The sequence below is a fragment of the Luteimonas sp. BLCC-B24 genome (assembly GCF_028550595.1).
Classification (GTDB): Bacteria; Pseudomonadota; Gammaproteobacteria; order Xanthomonadales; family Xanthomonadaceae; genus Luteimonas.
This window is the reverse complement of record NZ_JAQQGN010000001.1, coordinates 63,006-81,113: the sequence shown is the minus strand read 5'-3', so window position 1 is coordinate 81,113 and position 18,108 is coordinate 63,006. Positions and strand designations below refer to the sequence as shown.

18 protein-coding genes are annotated in these 18,108 nt (G+C 70.1%); 15 read left to right on the top strand and 3 right to left on the bottom strand.

Translation table 11 applies throughout. The features are described from left to right. Positions 1-5 precede the first annotated feature (5 nt). Positions 6-623, bottom strand: coding sequence for a TetR/AcrR family transcriptional regulator (locus tag PQS31_RS00390; protein ID WP_272760702.1), 618 nt, complete (start codon positions 621-623; stop codon positions 6-8). A gap of 211 nt (positions 624-834) precedes the next feature. Here PQS31_RS00390 and ndk point away from each other — a divergent pair, with 211 nt between their 5' ends. The 11 genes from ndk (at position 835) to PQS31_RS00335 (ending at position 11,746) form a co-directional block, all read left to right on the top strand. Then, positions 835-1,260 carry a nucleoside-diphosphate kinase gene (ndk, locus tag PQS31_RS00385; RefSeq protein ID WP_272760701.1) on the top strand — a complete coding sequence of 142 codons (426 nt, stop codon included), beginning with the start codon at positions 835-837 and terminating at the stop codon, positions 1,258-1,260. Positions 1,261-1,337: 77 nt separating this feature from the next. Next, the gene (gene rlmN, locus PQS31_RS00380; RefSeq protein WP_272761429.1) at positions 1,338-2,441 is read left to right on the top strand and encodes a 23S rRNA (adenine(2503)-C(2))-methyltransferase RlmN; all 1,104 of its coding nucleotides are present in this window, start codon (positions 1,338-1,340) and stop codon (positions 2,439-2,441) included. Further along, the gene (gene pilW / locus PQS31_RS00375) at positions 2,428-3,243 is read left to right on the top strand and encodes a type IV pilus biogenesis/stability protein PilW (protein ID WP_272760700.1); all 816 of its coding nucleotides are present in this window, start codon (positions 2,428-2,430) and stop codon (positions 3,241-3,243) included. The genes rlmN and pilW overlap by 14 nt, the downstream gene beginning before the upstream one ends. After that, the gene (locus PQS31_RS00370; protein WP_272760699.1) at positions 3,240-4,079 is read left to right on the top strand and encodes a helix-turn-helix domain-containing protein; all 840 of its coding nucleotides are present in this window, start codon (positions 3,240-3,242) and stop codon (positions 4,077-4,079) included. Before pilW ends, PQS31_RS00370 begins: the two co-directional genes overlap by 4 nt. Before the next feature lie 104 nt (positions 4,080-4,183). Beyond that, positions 4,184-4,816: a tetratricopeptide repeat protein gene (locus tag PQS31_RS00365; RefSeq protein WP_272760698.1), complete on the top strand. Its 633-nt coding sequence runs from the start codon at positions 4,184-4,186 to the stop codon at positions 4,814-4,816. Further along, positions 4,816-6,036, top strand: a complete 1,221-nt coding sequence (gene bamB / locus PQS31_RS00360; protein ID WP_272760697.1) for an outer membrane protein assembly factor BamB — start codon at positions 4,816-4,818, stop codon at positions 6,034-6,036. The genes PQS31_RS00365 and bamB overlap by 1 nt, the downstream gene beginning before the upstream one ends. A 147-nt stretch (positions 6,037-6,183) precedes the next feature. Continuing rightward, a complete protein-coding gene (der, locus tag PQS31_RS00355) occupies positions 6,184-7,593 on the top strand; it encodes a ribosome biogenesis GTPase Der (RefSeq protein WP_272760696.1) in 1,410 nt (469 codons plus the stop codon). Further along, complete coding sequence (locus tag PQS31_RS00350; protein ID WP_272760694.1) at positions 7,590-8,177, top strand: molybdenum cofactor guanylyltransferase; 588 nt, start codon at positions 7,590-7,592, stop codon at positions 8,175-8,177. Before der ends, PQS31_RS00350 begins: the two co-directional genes overlap by 4 nt. Then, complete coding sequence (gene glp / locus PQS31_RS00345) at positions 8,155-9,408, top strand: gephyrin-like molybdotransferase Glp (RefSeq protein ID WP_272760693.1); 1,254 nt, start codon at positions 8,155-8,157, stop codon at positions 9,406-9,408. Before PQS31_RS00350 ends, glp begins: the two co-directional genes overlap by 23 nt. 110 nt (positions 9,409-9,518) lie before the next feature. Then, positions 9,519-10,652 carry a molybdopterin-synthase adenylyltransferase MoeB gene (gene moeB / locus PQS31_RS00340; protein WP_272760692.1) on the top strand — a complete coding sequence of 378 codons (1,134 nt, stop codon included), beginning with the start codon at positions 9,519-9,521 and terminating at the stop codon, positions 10,650-10,652. Between the two features lie 77 nt (positions 10,653-10,729). Continuing rightward, positions 10,730-11,746 carry a DUF2272 domain-containing protein gene (locus PQS31_RS00335; protein ID WP_272760691.1) on the top strand — a complete coding sequence of 339 codons (1,017 nt, stop codon included), beginning with the start codon at positions 10,730-10,732 and terminating at the stop codon, positions 11,744-11,746. Positions 11,747-11,951: 205 nt separating this feature from the next. Here PQS31_RS00335 and PQS31_RS00330 read toward each other — a convergent pair whose 3' ends face one another. After that, positions 11,952-12,734 carry an alpha/beta hydrolase gene (locus PQS31_RS00330; RefSeq protein ID WP_272760690.1) on the bottom strand — a complete coding sequence of 261 codons (783 nt, stop codon included), beginning with the start codon at positions 12,732-12,734 and terminating at the stop codon, positions 11,952-11,954. A gap of 2 nt (positions 12,735-12,736) precedes the next feature. Then, positions 12,737-13,066: a DUF1244 domain-containing protein gene (locus PQS31_RS00325; RefSeq protein ID WP_272760689.1), complete on the bottom strand. Its 330-nt coding sequence runs from the start codon at positions 13,064-13,066 to the stop codon at positions 12,737-12,739. A gap of 328 nt (positions 13,067-13,394) precedes the next feature. Between PQS31_RS00325 and folD the strand changes: the two genes are divergently transcribed. The 4 genes from folD to guaA all read left to right on the top strand — a co-directional run bounded on the left by folD (position 13,395) and on the right by guaA (position 17,942). Continuing rightward, positions 13,395-14,270 carry a bifunctional methylenetetrahydrofolate dehydrogenase/methenyltetrahydrofolate cyclohydrolase FolD gene (gene folD / locus PQS31_RS00320; protein ID WP_272760688.1) on the top strand — a complete coding sequence of 292 codons (876 nt, stop codon included), beginning with the start codon at positions 13,395-13,397 and terminating at the stop codon, positions 14,268-14,270. Positions 14,271-14,555: 285 nt separating this feature from the next. Next, complete coding sequence (gene guaB / locus PQS31_RS00315) at positions 14,556-16,013, top strand: IMP dehydrogenase (protein ID WP_272760687.1); 1,458 nt, start codon at positions 14,556-14,558, stop codon at positions 16,011-16,013. 17 nt (positions 16,014-16,030) lie between these two features. After that, positions 16,031-16,369, top strand: coding sequence for a hypothetical protein (locus PQS31_RS00310; protein ID WP_272760686.1), 339 nt, complete (start codon positions 16,031-16,033; stop codon positions 16,367-16,369). Continuing rightward, positions 16,362-17,942 (top strand): glutamine-hydrolyzing GMP synthase, encoded by a 1,581-nt coding sequence (gene guaA, locus PQS31_RS00305; RefSeq protein ID WP_272760685.1) that lies wholly within the window; start codon positions 16,362-16,364, stop codon positions 17,940-17,942. Before PQS31_RS00310 ends, guaA begins: the two co-directional genes overlap by 8 nt. Positions 17,943-18,108: the final 166 nt, after the last annotated feature.

The following is an 18,108-nucleotide window of genomic DNA, read 5'->3' as shown; positions in this document are numbered from 1 at the left end:
GGTAATCAGGCGCGGAAGCCCGCGGCGGCGAAGCGGATCAGTTCACCGGCGATCCGGGACCGGTGCGCGTGCTCGGTCGTTCCGGCCGGCCGTTTGATCAGGCCGAAGTCGGCCATGGCGTAGGTCAGGGCACCAGCGAGAAAATCGAGCCGCCCATACAGCTCCGCCTTGCCCAGCGCCGGCAGGCAGGCCGACAGGGCGGACGCGAACTCGCGTGGCACATGGCCGTACTGGTCGGACAGGAACTTGCGCAGCGCATCGTTCTTCTCCACGTACGCACGGGCGATGACCCGCACGAACGCCCCACTGCCGCTGCGGGCGCCGGCCATGTCGAGTGCGGGTTCGACGAAGGCGGCGATGATCGGCTCGATCTCGCCCGGCTGCTCGGCCAGTGCGCGCCGGAGCTGGGCCAGGCGCTGCGCGCTCATCTGGTCCATGCGGCGACGGAAGACCTCGTTGACCAGGTTTTCCTTGCTGCCGAAGTGGTAATTGACCGCGGCGATGTTGACATCCGCCCGGCTGGTGACCTGACGCAGCGACGTGCCCGCGAACCCGTGGGTCGCGAACAGCTCCTCGGCCGCGCCGAGAATCTTGTCCTTGGTGGAGAACTGCGCTGTCGCCATCGGCTCCTCCGAATCAAACGCTTGTTTGGATGCTAGGCCCTCGGCGCCTGACGCGTCAATGACCCGGCGCGGTCCGCAGGCTGCGCCGGGGCTGGCGAATACGTTAGAATCTCCGCAGCCATGTTGGCTAAACCCGCGTCCCGTCGCGGGTTTTTCCATGTAGACTCGGCCGTTCCGGAGCGGACGGCCCCATAACCCCGGAGAACACCAGATGGCGCTCGAGCGCACCCTGTCCATCGTCAAGCCCGACGCCGTTGCCAAGAACGTCATCGGCGAGATCTACAGCCGTTTCGAAAAGGCCGGCCTGAAGATCGTGGCCGCCAAGTACAAGCAGCTGACCCGCGAGGAAGCCGAGGGCTTCTACGCCGTGCACAAGGAGCGCCCGTTCTTCGGCGCGCTGGTCGAGTTCATGACCTCCGGCCCGGTGATGATCCAGGCGCTGGAAGGCGAGAACGCCGTCGCGCTGCACCGCGAGCTGCTCGGCGCCACCAATCCGAAGGACGCCGCGCCGGGCACGATCCGCGCCGACTTCGCCGACTCCATCGACGCCAACGCCGCCCACGGCTCGGATTCGGTCGAGAACGCGCAGACCGAGATCGCGTACTTCTTCAAGAACGACGAAGTCGTTTCCCGCTGAGTGATGCCATCGTGACCGAGGTCGCCATCGACGTTTCCGTCGCCAAGCAGAACCTGCTCGACCTCGACCGCGAGGGCATGGAGCGCTTTTTCGCCGAGACCCTCGGCGAAAAGCGCTTCCGCGCCCACCAGATCATGAAGTGGATCCACCACCGGCACGTCACCGACTTCAACGACATGACCGATCTGGGCAAGGCGCTGCGCGCCAAGCTCGAGGCGCATGCGGAAGTCCGGGTGCCGCAGATCCAGTTCGAGAAGCCCTCGACCGACGGCACCCACAAGTGGCTGCTGGCGATGGACGGCAAGAACGCCATCGAGACCGTCTACATCCCCGACAAGAACCGCGGCACGCTGTGCGTGTCCTCGCAGGTGGGCTGCGCGCTGAACTGCCAGTTCTGTTCCACCGCGACCCAGGGCTTCAACCGCAACCTGTCGACCGCCGAGATCATCGGCCAGGTCTGGGTGGCGGCGAAACACCTGGGCAATGTGCCGCACAAACAGCGCCGCCTGACCAATGTCGTGATGATGGGCATGGGCGAGCCGCTGATGAATTTCGACAACGTCGTCCGCGCGATGAGCATCATGCGCGACGACCTCGGTTACGGCCTGGCGAACAAGCGCGTCACGCTGTCGACCGCCGGCATGGTGCCGATGATCGACAAGCTGGGCGAGGTCAGCGACGTCTCGCTGGCGGTCTCGCTGCACGCAGCCAACGACGCGCTGCGCACCGAGCTGGTGCCGCTCAACAAGAAGTACCCGATCGCCGAGCTGATGGAGGCGTGCGTGCGCTACGCGCAGCGCAAGCGCGGCGAATCGATCACCTTCGAATACACCCTGATGCGGGACGTCAACGACCAGCCGCAGCATGCGCGCGAGCTGGCCCGGCTGATGCGCGAGTTCGACAACCGCCTGCAGATGAAGGATGCGGCCAAGGTCAACTTGATTCCGTTCAACCCGTTCCCGGGCACGCGCTTCGAGCGCCCGGACGATGCGGCGATCCGCCGCTTCCAGAAGCTGCTCAACGAGTCGGGCCGTATCGCGCCGGTGCGCCGCACCCGCGGTGACGACATCGACGCGGCCTGCGGGCAGCTCAAGGGCCAGGTCGCCGATCGGACCCGGCGCCAGGCCGAGCATCAGAAGCGGCTGGCGGAAGGCGGAGATGGTGTCGATGCGGCTGCGTGATGTCGCGGCCCTGTTGATTCTGCTGCCGGCGGCGATCGCCGGCTGTTCCCGTCTCGATTTCGTCAAGCCCAGCGGCAAGAGCAATCTCCGCGTCGATCCGCCGTCCTACAACACCCGCGGCACGCCCGAGGCGCGTCGAGCCGACGCGGCCCGGCAGCAGATCGCACTGGCGACGCGTGATCTGGACATCGGCAACCACGACAGCGCCGAGCGTGCGGCGCGTCAGGCGTTGCGGGTGCCGGCGACCGCCGCCGATGCCAATACGATTCTCGCGCTGGTGCAGGAGCGGCGCGGCCGACGCGACCAGGCGGGTGCGTTCTATCGCGCCGCCGCCGAAAGCGCACCGGACCAGGGCGCCTATCTCAACAACTACGGCGCGTGGCTGTGCGGCAACGGGCGCGCGGCCGAATCGCTGACGTACTTCGACGCCGCCATGCGCGATCCACGCTACGGCGATCCTGCCGCCGCGCTCGCCAACGCCGGCGCCTGCGCGCTGGATGCCGGACAGCCGGGCCGTGCCGAGCCGGATCTGCGTGCCGCCCTGGCGATCGATGCTGAAAGTCCGGTCGCGCTCGATGCCATGGCGCGGCTGCTGGCCGAGCAGGGGCGCTACTTCGATGCCCGCGCTTTTTCCCAGAGACGTCTTGCAGCCGCCCCCGCAACTGCGGCAGCATTGCGGCTGGCGGCACGTATCGAACAGGGGCTCGGCGATTCCAACGCCGCCGAGCGATACCTGCAACGCCTTCAAACGGATTTTCCGTCCTCGCAGAACCTTCAGCCAAGGGAAGCCAGTCCACCATGAGTTCTTCGAACCAGACCGTGCCAGCGCCTTCGTCTGGGGTCGGGGAGCGGCTGCGCGCGGCGCGCGAGCAGGCGGGGCTGAGCGTGGCGGACGTCGCGGGACGACTGCGCATGCAGGTGCGCGTGGTCGAGGCGCTCGAGGCGGAGAACTGGAGTCGCCTGGGCGCGCAGGTCTTCGTGCGCGGCCAGCTGCGCAGCTATCTGCGTCTGCTCGGACTGCCGGAGGTGCTGGCCGACAACGTGCCCGATGCCACTCTGGCACAGACTCCCGCATTGACGCCGCGGACCTACACGCCGCCGATGCAGCGCATGCTCGACAAGGCGATGGGCCGCGCGGTGTACGTAGTCATCACTGCACTGATCGTCGTGCCGGTCTGGGTGGCCACCCGCACCCATGTCGGCAGCGTGGACGACGTGACGGCGTCCCTCGGTCTGGCGAACGACCCGGCGGCGCCGCAGCCTGATGCGCGCCCCCAGGGGCCGACGCCGGTCACCGCGTCGCTGGCCGGTCCGTCCAAGCGCACGCCTGCAGCGCGTGCCGACGAGACACCGGTGGTCGAGACGCCGGCCGCGAGCGAGCTGACGCTGCGCTTCAATGGCGACAGCTGGATGGAGATCAACGGCCGCGACGGCCGTCAGATCGAGCATGCCCTGGTGCGCGCGGGTCAGGAGCGCCGGTTCGAAAGCGGCGAAGTGGGCCGCGTGGTCCTCGGCAACGCGGGCGCGGTCGACGTGCTGCGCGGCGGTGACGTTCAGGATCTGTCCGGCTTCCAGCGGGCCAGCGTTGCGCGCTTTACGGTATCCTCCGACGGCGCTCTGGCGCCGATCTCCGAGTAACCGCGACCGTTCCGGGCCTGGCCCGGTCGACCGGTGGCCGAGACCGCCGGCGTTTTTCTTTTCATCCGTTGTGACCCGCCGACCGAGGCGGGCGTAGAGACCATATGGCGATTGACGAGTTGCTGGACGAGCGCGAACAGGGGGAGCGGGTCAAGGCCTGGCTTCGCGACAACAGTCTGGGGTTGATCGGCGGTCTGGTGCTCGGCGGCGCCCTGATCTTCGGGTGGCACTACTGGAAGACGCGCACCCAGACGCTCGCGATGGAGCAGCACGCGGCGTACCAGGCCGCCGTGCTCGACATCACGGGCGGCGATCTCGACCGCGCCGGCGAGCGAATCGCAGGTCTGCCCGACGGCGCCTACGGTGAACTCGCGGCGCTGCAACTGGCCAAGGCCCAGCTCGACGCGGGCGACCGCGACGCCGCGATCGCCACGCTGCAGTCCGTCCAGGGCACCGAGCCCGGTCTGGCGGCCGTCGTCCAGCAGCGCCTGGCGCGCCTGCTGATCGATGCCGGGCGCGGCGAAGAAGCGCTGACGCTGCTGGCCGATGCGCGTGACGCGGTGACACTCGAAGCGCGCGGCGATGCGCACTTCGCGCTCGAGCAGCTCGACCAGGCACGCGACGACTACACCGCCGCGCTGCGCCATCTCGACAGCGCCGCGCCGCAGCGCGGCCTGCTCGAACTCAAGCTTTCCGAAGTCGGCGGCACACCCGACGCACCCGAGGTTGAATCCTGATGACCCAGCAGACGGCGCCCGTCGTGGCTTCCCCCGTTCCGTCCCGCGCGTTGCGGATCGCGGCGATCGCGCTGTGCGTGTTCGCGGTGACCGGCTGCAGCACCGTGCGCGGCTGGTTCGGCAACAGCGAGAAGGCACAGGCCAAGGCCCTGACCGAACCGGCGCCGCTGGTCGACATCACGCCCTCCGTGTCCGTCGCGCGTCTGTGGTCGGCGAATGCCGGCAAGGGCGAAGGCCGGCTCGGCGTGCGCCAGGCGCCGGCCGTGGTCGATGGTCGCGTGTACGTCGCGGCGATCCGCGGCGGCGTGCGGGTGTTCGACCTGCAGTCGGGTGCCCCGGTGTGGCAGTACGGCTCCGATCTGCGCCTCAGCGGCGGTCCGGGTGTTGGCGACGGCGTGGTCGTGGTCGGCTCGCTCGACGGCGAGGTGGTCGCGCTCGATGCGGCCACGGGCGCGGAGCGCTGGACGGCCAAGGTGCCGAACGAGGTCATCGCGGCGCCCGTGGTCGGGCAGGGTGTCGCGCTGGTGCGCTCCAACGACGGGCGCGTGACCGCGTTCGACGTCGCCACCGGCGAGCGCCGCTGGTTCTGGGTGCGTGAACTGCCGTCGCTGACCGTGCGCGGCAACGACGCACCGACGCTCGGCCCGGGGTTCGTGTTCGTCGGCAACGACGACGGCACCATCGCCGCGCTGTCGCTCACCGACGGCCGCGTGCTGTGGGAGCAGGCGGTGGCCCAGCCCGACGGCCGCACCGAGCTCGAGCGCATGGCCGATGTCGACGGCTCGCCGGTACTCGACGACGCGGTGCTGTTCGCCAGCAGCTACAAGCAGCGCACGATGGCGCTGGAAGGCCCAAGCGGTCGGCCGTTGTGGGTCAGCGAGCACGGCGGCGCGAACCGCCCCGGCGTCGGTGCGGTGCGCGTGGTCGTCACCGATCCCAACGGCACGGTCTGGGGCCTGGACAAGTACAGCGGCACGGCCGCCTGGCAGCAGCCGGCGCTGGCCCGTCGCAACCTCAGTGGCGCCGCGATCCAGGGCGATTACGCCGTGGTCGGTGACTACGACGGTTACCTGCACTGGATGCGCCTGGACGACGGCGAATTCGTCGCGCGTCAGCGCGCCGGCCGTGCCGCGATCCGCGGTGCGCTGGTCGTCGCCGACGGTGTGCTGGTGGTGCAGAACATCGACGGCAACGTCACCGCCTGGCGTCTCGGACAGTAAACCGTCCCGGCCTCCGGCCGGTGGGCGGCCCACGCACTCCATGCGGATGCGACACTACGGCCCCGGGTAGCCACACTGCCCGGGGCCGTTCGCGTTGACACTGCGGGCCGCAGCAACGCTTCTTCCTCTTTCTGAACCGGATCGCCCATGCTTCCGCTCGTCGCCCTCGTGGGCCGCCCCAATGTCGGCAAGTCGACGCTGTTCAACGCGATGACCCGCACCCGGGACGCGCTCGTCCACGACGAACCCGGGGTCACCCGCGACCGCCACTACGGCGTCTGCCGCCTCGGCGCGCGTCCGTTCGCGCTGGTCGATACCGGCGGCATCGCCGGCGAAAACGTGCATCTGGAGGCCAGCGGCCTGGCCGGCCCGACCGCCAAGCAGTCGCGCGCAGCGGCCGCCGAGGCGGATCTGGTGCTGTTCGTCGTCGATGGCCGCGAGGGTGCGTCCGCGCTCGACGACGAGATCCTGCGCTGGCTGCGCAAGATCGATAAACCCACGTATCTGATCGTCAACAAGACCGACGGTCTCGACGCCCGCGCCGCACTCGCCGACTTCTCGCGTTACGGCTTCTCCGACGTGCTGGCCATCTCCTCGGCGCACCGTCACGGCATCGACGAGCTCGTCGACGAGGTCCTGGCCAAGCTGCCCGAGAGCGGCCAGGCCGAGCAGCTCGACAGCGACCCCGAGCGGGTGCGCGTGACCTTCGTCGGTCGCCCCAACGTCGGCAAGTCGACGCTGGTCAACCGCATTCTCGGCGAGGAGCGGATGATCGCCTCCGAGGTCGCCGGCACCACGCGCGACTCGATCGAAGTGGATCTGGAGCGCGACGGGCGCAAGTACCGCCTCGTCGATACCGCCGGTATCCGCCGCAAATCCAAGGTGGAGGAGGCGGTCGAGACGTTCTCGATCATCAAGACCCTGCAGGCGATCGAACAGTCGCAGGTCTCCGTGGTGATGATCGACGCCAGCGAGGGCGTGACCGACCAGGACGCCAGCGTGCTCGGCGCGGTGCTGGATTCGGGCCGGGCGCTGGTGGTGGCCGTCAACAAGTGGGACGGACTCACCGACTACCAGCGCGAGCAGACCGAAGCGCTGCTGTCGCGCAAGCTCGCGTTCGTGCCCTGGGCGGAAGCGGTGCGCATCAGCGCCAAGCACGGCTCCGGCCTGCGCGAACTGTTCCGCGCGATCCACCACGCCCACGCCTCGGCCAACTACAAGTTCAACACCGCCGACGTCACCCGGGCACTCGAGATCGCCTACGAGACCAATCCGCCGCCGGTCGTGCGCGGCCACGCGCCCAAGCTGCGGTTCGCCCATCCGGGCGGCGAGAATCCGCCGACGATCGTGGTCCACGGCAATCGCCTGCGCACGCTGCCCGAGAGCTACAAGCGCTATCTCGAGAACTTCTTCCGCAAGCGCTTCAAGCTGGTCGGCACGCCGGTGCGGTTCGTCTTCAAGGAAGGCGACAATCCGTACAAGGACAAGAAGAACGTGCTCAGTGACCGGCAGATCGCCAAGCGCAAGCGCCTGATCCGCCACGTCAAGGGCAAGTGATCCGCACGCCGGTCGCGGACGGGGTGACGCTCGGCCTGCTCGCGGGCGGCCGCGCGTCCCGCCTCGGCGGGCGCGACAAGGCCTGGCTGGAACGCGACGGCCAGCCCCAGGTGATGCGGCTGCAGCAGGCGTTCGCACCCCGGGTCGCGCGCGTGCTGGTGAGCGCGAACGCGGCGCTCGACCGCTACGCGGCGCACGGGCTGGACACGGTGCAGGACCGCGTGCCCGACGCAGGACCGTTGTCGGGACTGGATGCCCTGCTCGCGGCGACGACCACGCCGTGGCTGCTCACGCTGCCGGTCGATCTGGTGCAGGCCGATCCCCGCCTGCTGCCGATGCTGGTGTGGATGGCCGGTGATGCCGGTGCCTACGCCATCGACGACGACGGCGTGCAGCCGCTGGTCGCGGTGTGGCGGGTCGCGCGCGCACGTCCGGCGATCGACGGCGCGCTCGCGCAGGGCGATTACGCGGTCCGTGGTCTGCAGCAGGCGCTCGGCATGCAGGGCGTCCGGCTCGACGGTGTACGCTTCGGCAACCTCAATACCCCCGACGATCTGATCGATGCCGGCATCGCCGACCCCTGACGCTACGCCTGATTTTCCGTTCCGGATTCCGTTCGCCGACGCCTGCGCGATCGTCGACGCCGTCGCCGGCGAGCACCGCCTGCAGCCGCAGACGGTCTCGCTCGCGCGCGCCCACGGCCATGTGCTGGCTCGCGACGTGGTCGCCACGCTGGCGCAGCCGCCCTTCGACAATGCCGCGATGGACGGCTTCGCACTGCGCCACGCCGATCTCGCCGCCGACGGCGCGCCGACGCGTCTGCGCCTCGCGGGTGAGCAGTTCGCCGGGCCGGATGCGGCATTGGCCGTGGCGAGCGGCAGCTGCGTGCGCATCACCACCGGCGCGCCGCTGCCCGCCGGCGCCGACACCGTGGTGATGAAAGAGAACACCGCGCTCGACGGTGAGCACGTCCTCGTGCAGGTGGCGCCGCGCCTGGGCCAGCACGTGCGCCGCGCCGGCGAGGATTCGCGCATCGGCGATACCCTGCTGCGTGCGGGCGACACGCTGACGCCCGCCCGCATCGGCCTGGCGGCGTCCCAGGGCCTGGCGCAACTGGAGGTCGTGCGCCGGCCGACGGTCGCCGTGTTCGCCACCGGTGACGAGCTCGTCGAACCCGGCATGGCGCTCGGGCCGGGGCAGATCTACAACTCCAACCGCGACCAGCTGATGGCGCTCCTGCGCGCCGAAGGGCTGGAGCCGGTCGCGTTTCCCACACTGCCCGACGACGCGGCGCAGGTGACCTCGGCGCTGCGTCACGCGGGCGAGGCCTTCGATCTGGTGCTGACCTGCGGCGGCGTCTCCGCCGGCGAAAAGGACCTGCTGCCCGAGCTGCTGCAGCGCCGCGGCCGCGTGCGCATGTGGAAGGTGCTGATGAAGCCCGGCATGCCGCTGTTGCTGGCCGAGGGCGGCACGCTCGGTCCCGCGCTGTTCCTGTGTCTGCCGGGCAATCCGGTGTCGGTGCTCGCGACCTGGCTCGCGCTGGGCCGTCGGCTCGTCGACGGGCTGCAGGGCAGGGCACCGCGGCCGCTGCGGCGTGCGCGGCTGGCGTCGGCGTGGACCAAGCGCCACGAACGCCTCGAATTCCTGCGCGGCCGCTGGTGGATCGACGACGACGGCATCTCGTGGGTCGAACCCAACCCCGCCGATGGCTCGCACCGCATGCAGGCGGCAGCCGATTCGGACGCGTTGATCGTGCTCGATGCCGGGCCGCGCGACTACGACAGCGGCACGGCCGTCGACGTGCTGCCGTACTGACCGTCCGACAGGCGCGCTGGCGCGCGACAGGGCGCTCTGCAGAAGGCCTCCCGCGTGCAGCGGCGTCAGCGACGGGGCGCAGCGCTGGCGTTCCGCGCGATAATCGGCGCATGGGCATCCAGGAACTCACGCCGGCACAGGCCCGGCAACGCCAGCAACAGGGCGTGCGCCTGATCGATGTGCGCGAGGCACACGAACGTGTGACCGGTATGGCGGAGGGCGCGGACGGCATCGACCGCGCAGCGCTGGAAGAGGCGCCGCAGAGGCATGCGCCCGATCGCGATGCGCCCTTGCTGCTGATCTGCCAGACCGGTCGTCGCTCGATGGTGGCGGCCGAAACCTTGGCGACGCTCGGGTACACGGATCTGGCGTCGGTCGCCGGCGGCACCAGCGCCTGGCAGGCCGCGGGGCTGCCGACCGCGCTGCCCGATGGCGAGATCGATCTGGATTTCCACGACCGCTATTCGCGGCACCTCAAACTCCCGGAAATCGGCCTCGCCGGCCAGCAGCGTCTCGCCGAGGCGACGGTGCTGCTGATCGGTGCGGGCGGCCTCGGTTCGCCGGCCGCGTATTACCTCGCCGCGGCCGGCGTCGGCACCCTGCGCATCGCCGACGACGACGTGGTCGACCGCAGCAACCTGCAGCGGCAGATCCTGCATGCCGAAGACCGCATCGGCCAGCCGAAAGTGGCCTCTGCGGCCGCCACCCTGACGGGGCTGAATCCGCGCACGCGCATCGACGCGGTCGCCGAGCGCGTGAGCTCCGCCAACGTCGACCGACTGCTGGACGGCGTGGACGTGGTGCTGGACGGCGCCGACAATTTTCCGGTGCGCTACCTGCTCAACGACGCCTGCGTGCTGCACGGCGTGCCGCTGGTCTACGGCGCGGTGCATCGCTTCGAAGGCCAGGTCAGCGTGTTCGATGCCGGCCGCGCGCGCGGCGAGCGCCCCTGCTACCGCTGCCTGTTCCCGGAACCGCCACCGCCCGAGGCCGCGCCCAACTGTTCCGAGGTCGGCGTGCTCGGCGTGCTGCCCGGGGTGATCGGCCTGCTGCAGGCGACCGAAGTGCTGAAGCTGCTGCTCGGCCTCGGCGAGCCGCTGAGCGGGCGCTTGCTGCAGTTCGATGCCCTGCGCTTGCAGTTCCGGCAGACCCGGCTGGCGCCGGACCCGGACTGCCCGGTGTGCGCCGAGGGGCGGCCGTTCCCGGGCTACATCGATTACGCGGCGTTCTGCGCCGCCGGTTGAGTCGCGCGCGACGCGCCTTCACGGCGACCTGGGGCACGATGCGTCGACCGCGTTCCCCCGCGCGGATGGAGTGCGCGATGCGCCGTCTGTCGACCTGCCTGCTGGCCCTGGTCCTGCTGTTTTCGCCGCTGGCGGTCTTCGCGGCCGATCCGTGTCCCTTGCTGCGCACCCAGGTCGATGCGGGCGATCCGGCGACGCGTCTCGCCGCAGCGGCCTGCGAGGAACACCTGCGCTGGCATCGTCCCTTCATCGACGCCCAGGGCCGGTACGCCGGGTCCACCGTGCGCGAAGCCGAGACCGCGCTGCTGACCAGCGGCGAACAGGCCTGGCGGCGCGTGGCGGGCTACTGGCAGGGCGCCGGTCTACTGGCGCGGTTGCAGCATCGGCCGGGCGCGTACGACTGCACGCTCGCGCCGTTCTCCGGCCAGCCGTCGGCGGCGTGCCGCGCCTTCCTGGTCGATGTGCCGTGGTCGGCGGCGTTCGTGTCCTGGACCGCGCGTCGGGCGCAACTGCCCGGGTTCAACGGCTCGGCCAGCCACGTGGACTACGTGCGCGACGCCTACCGCAATCCCGACACCAGCGCCTACCGCGTGGCCAATCCCGTAGCCGCACGCCCGGCGCGCGGCGACATGCTCTGCTACGTGCGCGCGGCGAACCGCGTGTTCGGCTTCGCCGGCCTGGCCACTCTGCTCAGCAGTGAAGACGGCGGCCTGGGCATGCATTGCGACATCGTGGTCGGCGCGGGGGGCGATGGCGACGCCAACGCCTATCTCGTCGGCGGCAACGTGCTCGACGGCGTGACCATGCGCATGTTGCCGCTCAGCGCGGGTGGCCAGTTCGCCGCGTTGTCGATGCGTGCGATCGAGGATCCGCCGTGCACGCCCGACACGCCGCAGAGCTGCGATGCGAACCGGCAGGACTGGGCCGTGCTGCTGCAGCTCAGGCCCGCTGCGGAACTGGCCACGCTGGCGCCCTCGGCACCGCTGCAGGTCGCAGCGCCACCGGCCACGCCGTCGGCCGAGCGTCCGGCCGGGTCGACACCGATGTGCTGCGTCGAATGCAGCGCCGGCGACGGCCTGCCGCGCTGTCCGTAGGCGGAGTGGCCGGCAAGCGCGGCGTCGCGGCCGGCCAAGCGGCGCCAGGTTCGCGCAACGTCGTCGCGAACGCGCGACGCAAGCCGCCGCATGAACGATTCCGCAGCGCCGTGGCGGGCGAGCGGCACGAACACGGGCGGTCGATCAACCGTGCCGCCAATGCCACGCGCAGCGGCCGCCGCGGACACGCACGAAGGGAAGCGGATTACTCGGGAGCCGCCTGGCCGAAGAACGCCGACAGCGCGTCGGCATAGCCGGGGAACTGCTGGATGTCGTTGTGCCCGGCATCGGCGAAGGCGACCACCTGCGGCGGCAGGGGCAGGGCGGCCGCGAGCGCATCCGCGCGGGCCGGCGGCACGATGGTGTCGCGGTCCGCGCGCAGGATCAGCACCCGACCTTCGAACGTCGCCAGGTCGCGCGCCGGCGTGTAGTGCTCGCGCAGCAGGGCGCGCACCGGCAGCCACGGATAATGGCCCCGGGCCACGCGCGCCAGATCGTCGAACGGGGTGATCAGCGCCAGCCGCTCGACCGGCCGATGTGCCGCGACGTGACTGGCGACGCCGCTGCCGACACTGCGACCGATCACATCGACCCCGACGCCGCCGTGCGCCGCGGCGACCGCGTCGTAGAGCGCCAGCGCGTCGGCCTTCATCGCCGCGGCCGCGGGCGTGCCGTCGCTGGCGCCGTAGCCGCGATAGGCCAGCAGGTACACGCGGTGCCCGGGAAACCAGCGCGCGAAGTCCGCGCGATTGCCCTCGATGCGTTCGGCATTGCCGCCGAAATACAGCAGCGGCCGCCCGTCCTCGGGCCCGATGCGCCAGCCGCGCAGCGCGGCATCCCCGCGCTCGAGAACGAAATCCGTGGTCGCGGCCGGCACGCGGGTGACGCCCGGCATGTACAGCAGCTGGCGCTGGCCCAGCAGCATCGCCACGCACAGCGCGGCGTAGCCCAGCGCCGCGGCCAGCAGCGCGAATGCGAGCGGACGCATGCTCAGCGCGGCGGATGCGCGCGTTGCGCGGCCTCGAACGCGGCCAGCTGTTCGGGCGTCGCGGCCTTCTGGTGCATCGCCTTCCACTGCGCGAACGGCATGCCGTAGACGGCCTCGCGTGCGGCGTCCTTGTCCAGCAACACGCCTTCGGCCGCCGCCGCGTCGCGATACCAGTCACCCAGGCAATTGCGGCAGAAGCCGGCCAGGATCATCAGGTCGATGTTCTGCACGTCCGGCCGCGCCTCGTTGAGATGCGCGAGCAGGCGGCGGAAGGCGGCGGCCTCGACCCGCGTGCGGGCGTCGTCGGTGAGGGCGTGCGTGGCGTCGGCCATGGGAGTCTCCGGAAGCAGGGAAGACCACAGCATCGGCGGGCGGGCCGGGCCCCGCAAGCGCAACCGCTGCAGCCGGACCGCGTGGGCGCGCCGTCGCGCATGAGCGTGTTCCGAGCGGCGGCTCGTTCGCGCGCGCCTGCTCGGACAGACGTGCGCGACCTCGTGCGCACCGGGCACGGCATCGAAGCGCAGACGCACGGCGCGTTCCCCGGCAACGCGCCGTCCGCGCGCCCGCCGACAGCGGGCGGGAGGTCGGTGCTGGGTCCCGCGCGGCCCTCGCGGACGGAATCGGCGACAATACGCGGCCCCCACGTCGAAGCCGCTCCGCATGACCGCCGCTGCTCCCACCCCGGCCCGCATCCTCGACGGCAAGCGCATTGCCGACACCCTGCTCGACGAACTGCGCGTGCGCGTGGACGCACGCGTCGATGCGGGCGGCACGCGGCCCGGGCTGGCCGTGGTGCTGGTGGGCGCGGATCCGGCGTCGCAGTCCTACGTGCGCAACAAGCGCCGGGCGGCGGAGAAGGTCGGCATCCAGGCCTTCGATTTCGACCTGCCCGTGGGCACCACCGAAGCCGAGCTGATCGCGCTGATCGACCGCCTCAACGCCGATCCGGCCGTGCACGGCATCCTGATCCAGCTGCCGCTGCCGGGCATTCCGGACGCCAACCGGCTGATCGAGCGCATCGATCCCCGAAAGGACGTCGACGGCTTCCATCCGGCGAATGTCGGCCATCTGGCCCTGCGCCAGTTCGGCCTGCGCCCGTGCACCCCGCGGGGCATCACCACGCTGCTGGCCTACACCGACCGCCCCGTGCGCGGGCAGAGCGCGACCATCGTCGGCGTCAGCAACCACGTCGGCCGGCCAATGGCGCTGGAACTGATGATCGCCGGCTGCACCGTCACCACCTGCCACCGCTTCACGCCGCCGGACGTGCTGCGCCGGCACGTGGGCGAGGCCGACATCCTGGTGGTCGCCGTCGGCCGCCCGGCGCTGATTCCGGGCGACTGGGTGAAGCCCGGCGCCGTGGTCATCGACGTCGGCATCAACCGCACCGATGACGGCCGTCTGGTCGGCGATGTCGGCTTCGCCGAAGCCGCGCAGCGCGCCAGCTGGATCACCCCGGTGCCTGGCGGGGTGGGGCCGATGACCGTGGCCACGCTGATGCAGAACACGATCGAGGCGGCCGAAGCGGCGGGATGAGGGGCCCGGAGGAAAGATTCGGGCTTGGGGAATCGGGATTGGGGATTGGGACGAGCGGACGTTCGCTCGCGGTAGCGGTGTTTGCAGACGAGCCGGATCCCGGTGCGAGACCGTACGTAACGCGGGTGCCCGCCTGCTGAGCCCATGAGCGGCATCACAGGGCCGCGCCGTCGACCACGCGACCCGCGGCGCCCGAACACTCCGGTGCAGCGCTCGTCCCAATCCCGAATCCCCAAGCCCCGATCCCGCGGTACAATGGCGCGCTTCTCCTCCCCGGCACCCCGCATGCTGCGCATCCAGGCCGAAGCACTCACGTACGACGACGTCTCGCTCGTTCCCGCCCATTCGACGATCCTGCCCAAGGACGTCCGGCTCGCCACCCGGTTCACCCGCGACCTGCGCCTGAACCTGCCGATCGTCTCGGCCGCGATGGACACCGTGACCGAAGCCCGCCTCGCGATCGCGATGGCCCAGCTCGGCGGCATCGGCATCATCCACAAGAACCTCAGCGCCGAGCGCCAGGCCGCGGAAGTGGCCAAGGTCAAGAACTTCGAAGCCGGCGTGATCCGTGAGCCCTTCACCGTGGGCCCGGACACCACCATCGGCGAAGTGCTGCGCCTGACCCGTGCGCGCAACATCTCCGGCGTGCCGGTCGTCGACGGCGGCAAGCTGGTCGGCATCGTCACCGGGCGCGACATGCGCTTCGAGACCAAGCTCGACGATCCGGTCCGCAACGTGATGACCAAGCAGGACCGACTGGTCACCGTGCGCGAGGGCGCCAGCGACGGCGAAGTGCTGGCCCTGCTGCACAAGCACCGCATCGAGAAGGTGCTGGTGGTCAACGACGCGTTCGAACTGCGCGGCCTGATCACCGTCAAGGACATCCAGAAAGCTGTCGACAACCCCAATGCCGCCAAGGATGCCGACGAGCAGCTGCTGGTCGGCGCCGCGGTCGGCGTGGGTGGCGACACCGAGAAGCGCGTCGAGCTGCTGGTCGCCGCCGGCGTCGACGTGATCATCGTCGACACCGCCCACGGCCATTCCCAGGGCGTGCTGGACCGCGTGCACTGGGTCAAGAAGACCTATCCGCAGGTGCAGGTGATCGGCGGCAACATCGTCACCGGCGACGCGGCCAAGGCGCTGGAAGATGCCGGCGCGGACGCGGTGAAGGTGGGCGTGGGTCCCGGTTCGATCTGCACCACGCGCGTGGTCGCGGGTGTGGGCGTGCCGCAGGTCACCGCGATCGACATGGTCGCCGAGGCCCTGCAGGACCGCATCCCGCTGATCGCCGACGGCGGCATCCGCTACTCGGGCGACATCGGCAAGGCGCTCGTCGCCGGCGCATCGACGGTGATGATCGGCGGCCTGTTCGCCGGTACCGAAGAAGCCCCGGGCGAAGTCGAACTGTTCCAGGGCCGCAGCTACAAGAGCTACCGCGGCATGGGCTCGCTGGGCGCGATGGAGCAGGGCTCCAAGGACCGCTACTTCCAGGATTCCTCCGACGCCGACAAGCTCGTCCCCGAAGGCATCGAAGGCCGCGTGCCGTACCGCGGTGCGCTGGGCGGCATCATCCACCAGCTCGCCGGCGGCCTGCGCGCCACCATGGGCTACGTGGGCTGCGCGACGATCGAAGACATGCGCACCCAGCCGAAGTTCGTGAAGATCACCGGCGCCGGCCAGCGCGAGAGCCACGTGCACGACGTCACGATCACCAAGCAGCCGCCGAACTACCAGGCGGGCTGACGTTTCCAGTGTTCAGGGTGGCACTGTCGTATCTCGCTCTGGCGCTGCTTGCGGGGTGTGTCGCGGCGGGACTGTTCTTCGTGTGGCCCTCGCTCTACGCCTGGACCTTCTTCGGGCTGGCGTACGCGCTGGTGGTGTTGTCTCCGGTCGCCTGGGCGATCAGCGTCGCATCGGGATTCAGCCGCGTGTTGGTCCGCGTGATCGTCGCGACCGCATGCGTCCTCGTGGTGCACGCCGTCTTCGTCGCCATGGGGACGTCTCTGTTATGGCCGGGGATACTGGCAGCTCCGCCGATCTCCCTGTTTCTGGAATGGCGCCGGGTGCGCCGCCTTCGTACTGCGAGTGACCATGTCTGATCTCCACAGCGACAAAATCCTCATCCTCGATTTCGGTGCGCAGTACACGCAGCTGATCGCCCGCCGCATCCGCGAGCTGGGCGTCTACTGCGAAATCTGGGCCTGGGACCACGATCCGGCCGAGATCGCTGCGTTCGCGCCCAAGGGCATCATCCTGTCGGGCGGCCCGGAATCGACCACCGAACATGGCTCGCCGCGTGCGCCGCAGGAAGTCTTCGACTGCGGCCTGCCGCTGCTGGGCATCTGCTACGGCATGCAGACGATGGCCAAGCAGCTGGGCGGCGAGACCGAAGCCGCCGACGCGCGCGAGTACGGTCATGCCGAAGTCGCCATCGTCGCCAAGGACAGCCTGTTCGAAGGCCTCAGCGATCACGCGGGCAGCCAGCGTCTCGACGTGTGGATGAGCCACGGCGATCACGTGTCCGAGGCGCCGCCCGAATTCACCGTCACCGCCAGCACCGACCGCGTGCCGGTGGCCGCGTTCGCCAACGAGGCCAAGCGCTGGTACGGCGTGCAGTTCCATCCCGAAGTCACGCACACCAAGCAGGGCCAGGCGCTGCTGCGCCGTTTCGTCGTCGACATCTGCGGCTGCGCCACGCTCTGGACCGCGGCCAACATCATCGAGGACCAGATCGCGCGCGTGCGCGAGCAGGTGGGCAGCGACGAGGTGATCCTCGGCCTGTCGGGCGGCGTGGATTCGTCCGTCGTCGCCGCGCTGCTGCACAAGGCCATCGGCCCGCAGCTGACCTGCGTGTTCGTCGACACCGGCCTGCTGCGGCAGGGCGAGGGCGACCAGGTCATGGCGACCTTCGCCGATGCCTCCAGCGCGCATGGCCTCGGCGTGCGTGTGATCCGCGTCGACGCGCGCGACCGCTACTTCAGCGCGCTCGCCGGCGTGAGCGATCCGGAAGCCAAGCGCAAGATCATCGGCAACCTGTTCGTCGAGATCTTCGACGAAGAGGCGGGCAAGCTCACCAACGCCAAGTGGCTGGCGCAGGGCACCATCTATCCCGACGTCATCGAGTCGGCCGGCAGCAAGACCGGCAAGGCCCATGTCATCAAGAGCCACCACAACGTCGGCGGCCTGCCCGAGCACATGAAGATGGGCCTGGTGGAACCGCTGCGCGAGCTGTTCAAGGATGAAGTGCGCAGGCTCGGCGTCGAACTCGGCCTGCCGCGCGAGATGGTCTACCGCCACCCGTTCCCCGGCCCGGGCCTGGGCGTGCGCATCCTCGGCGAGGTCAAGGCCGAATACGCCGGGATCCTGGCCAAGGCCGACCACATCTTCATCGAGGAACTGCGCCGCGCCGACCTCTACGACAAGACCAGCCAGGCCTTCGCCGTGTTCCTGCCGGTCAAGTCCGTCGGCGTGGTCGGCGACGCCCGCGCCTACGAGTGGGTGATCTCGCTGCGCGCCGTGGAGACCATCGACTTCATGACCGCCCACTGGGCGCACCTGCCGTACGACTTCCTCGGCCGTGTCTCGAACCGGATCATCAACGAAGTCCGCGGCGTCTCGCGCGTGGTGTACGACATCAGTGGGAAGCCGCCGGCGACGATTGAGTGGGAGTGAGCCAGCTTCTGCGAGGCTGACAGAATCAGAGAAAAGAGCCCGCCAAGTGCGGGCTTTTTTTGGGGCGGAATGGGAAGCAGCCAGCGACTCGCGCTTTCTGAGACTCCTGTCTGAGATGGTCCAGCCGGGCGCTCGGGTCGCCGTTATCATTCTCCGACCTTAGTCG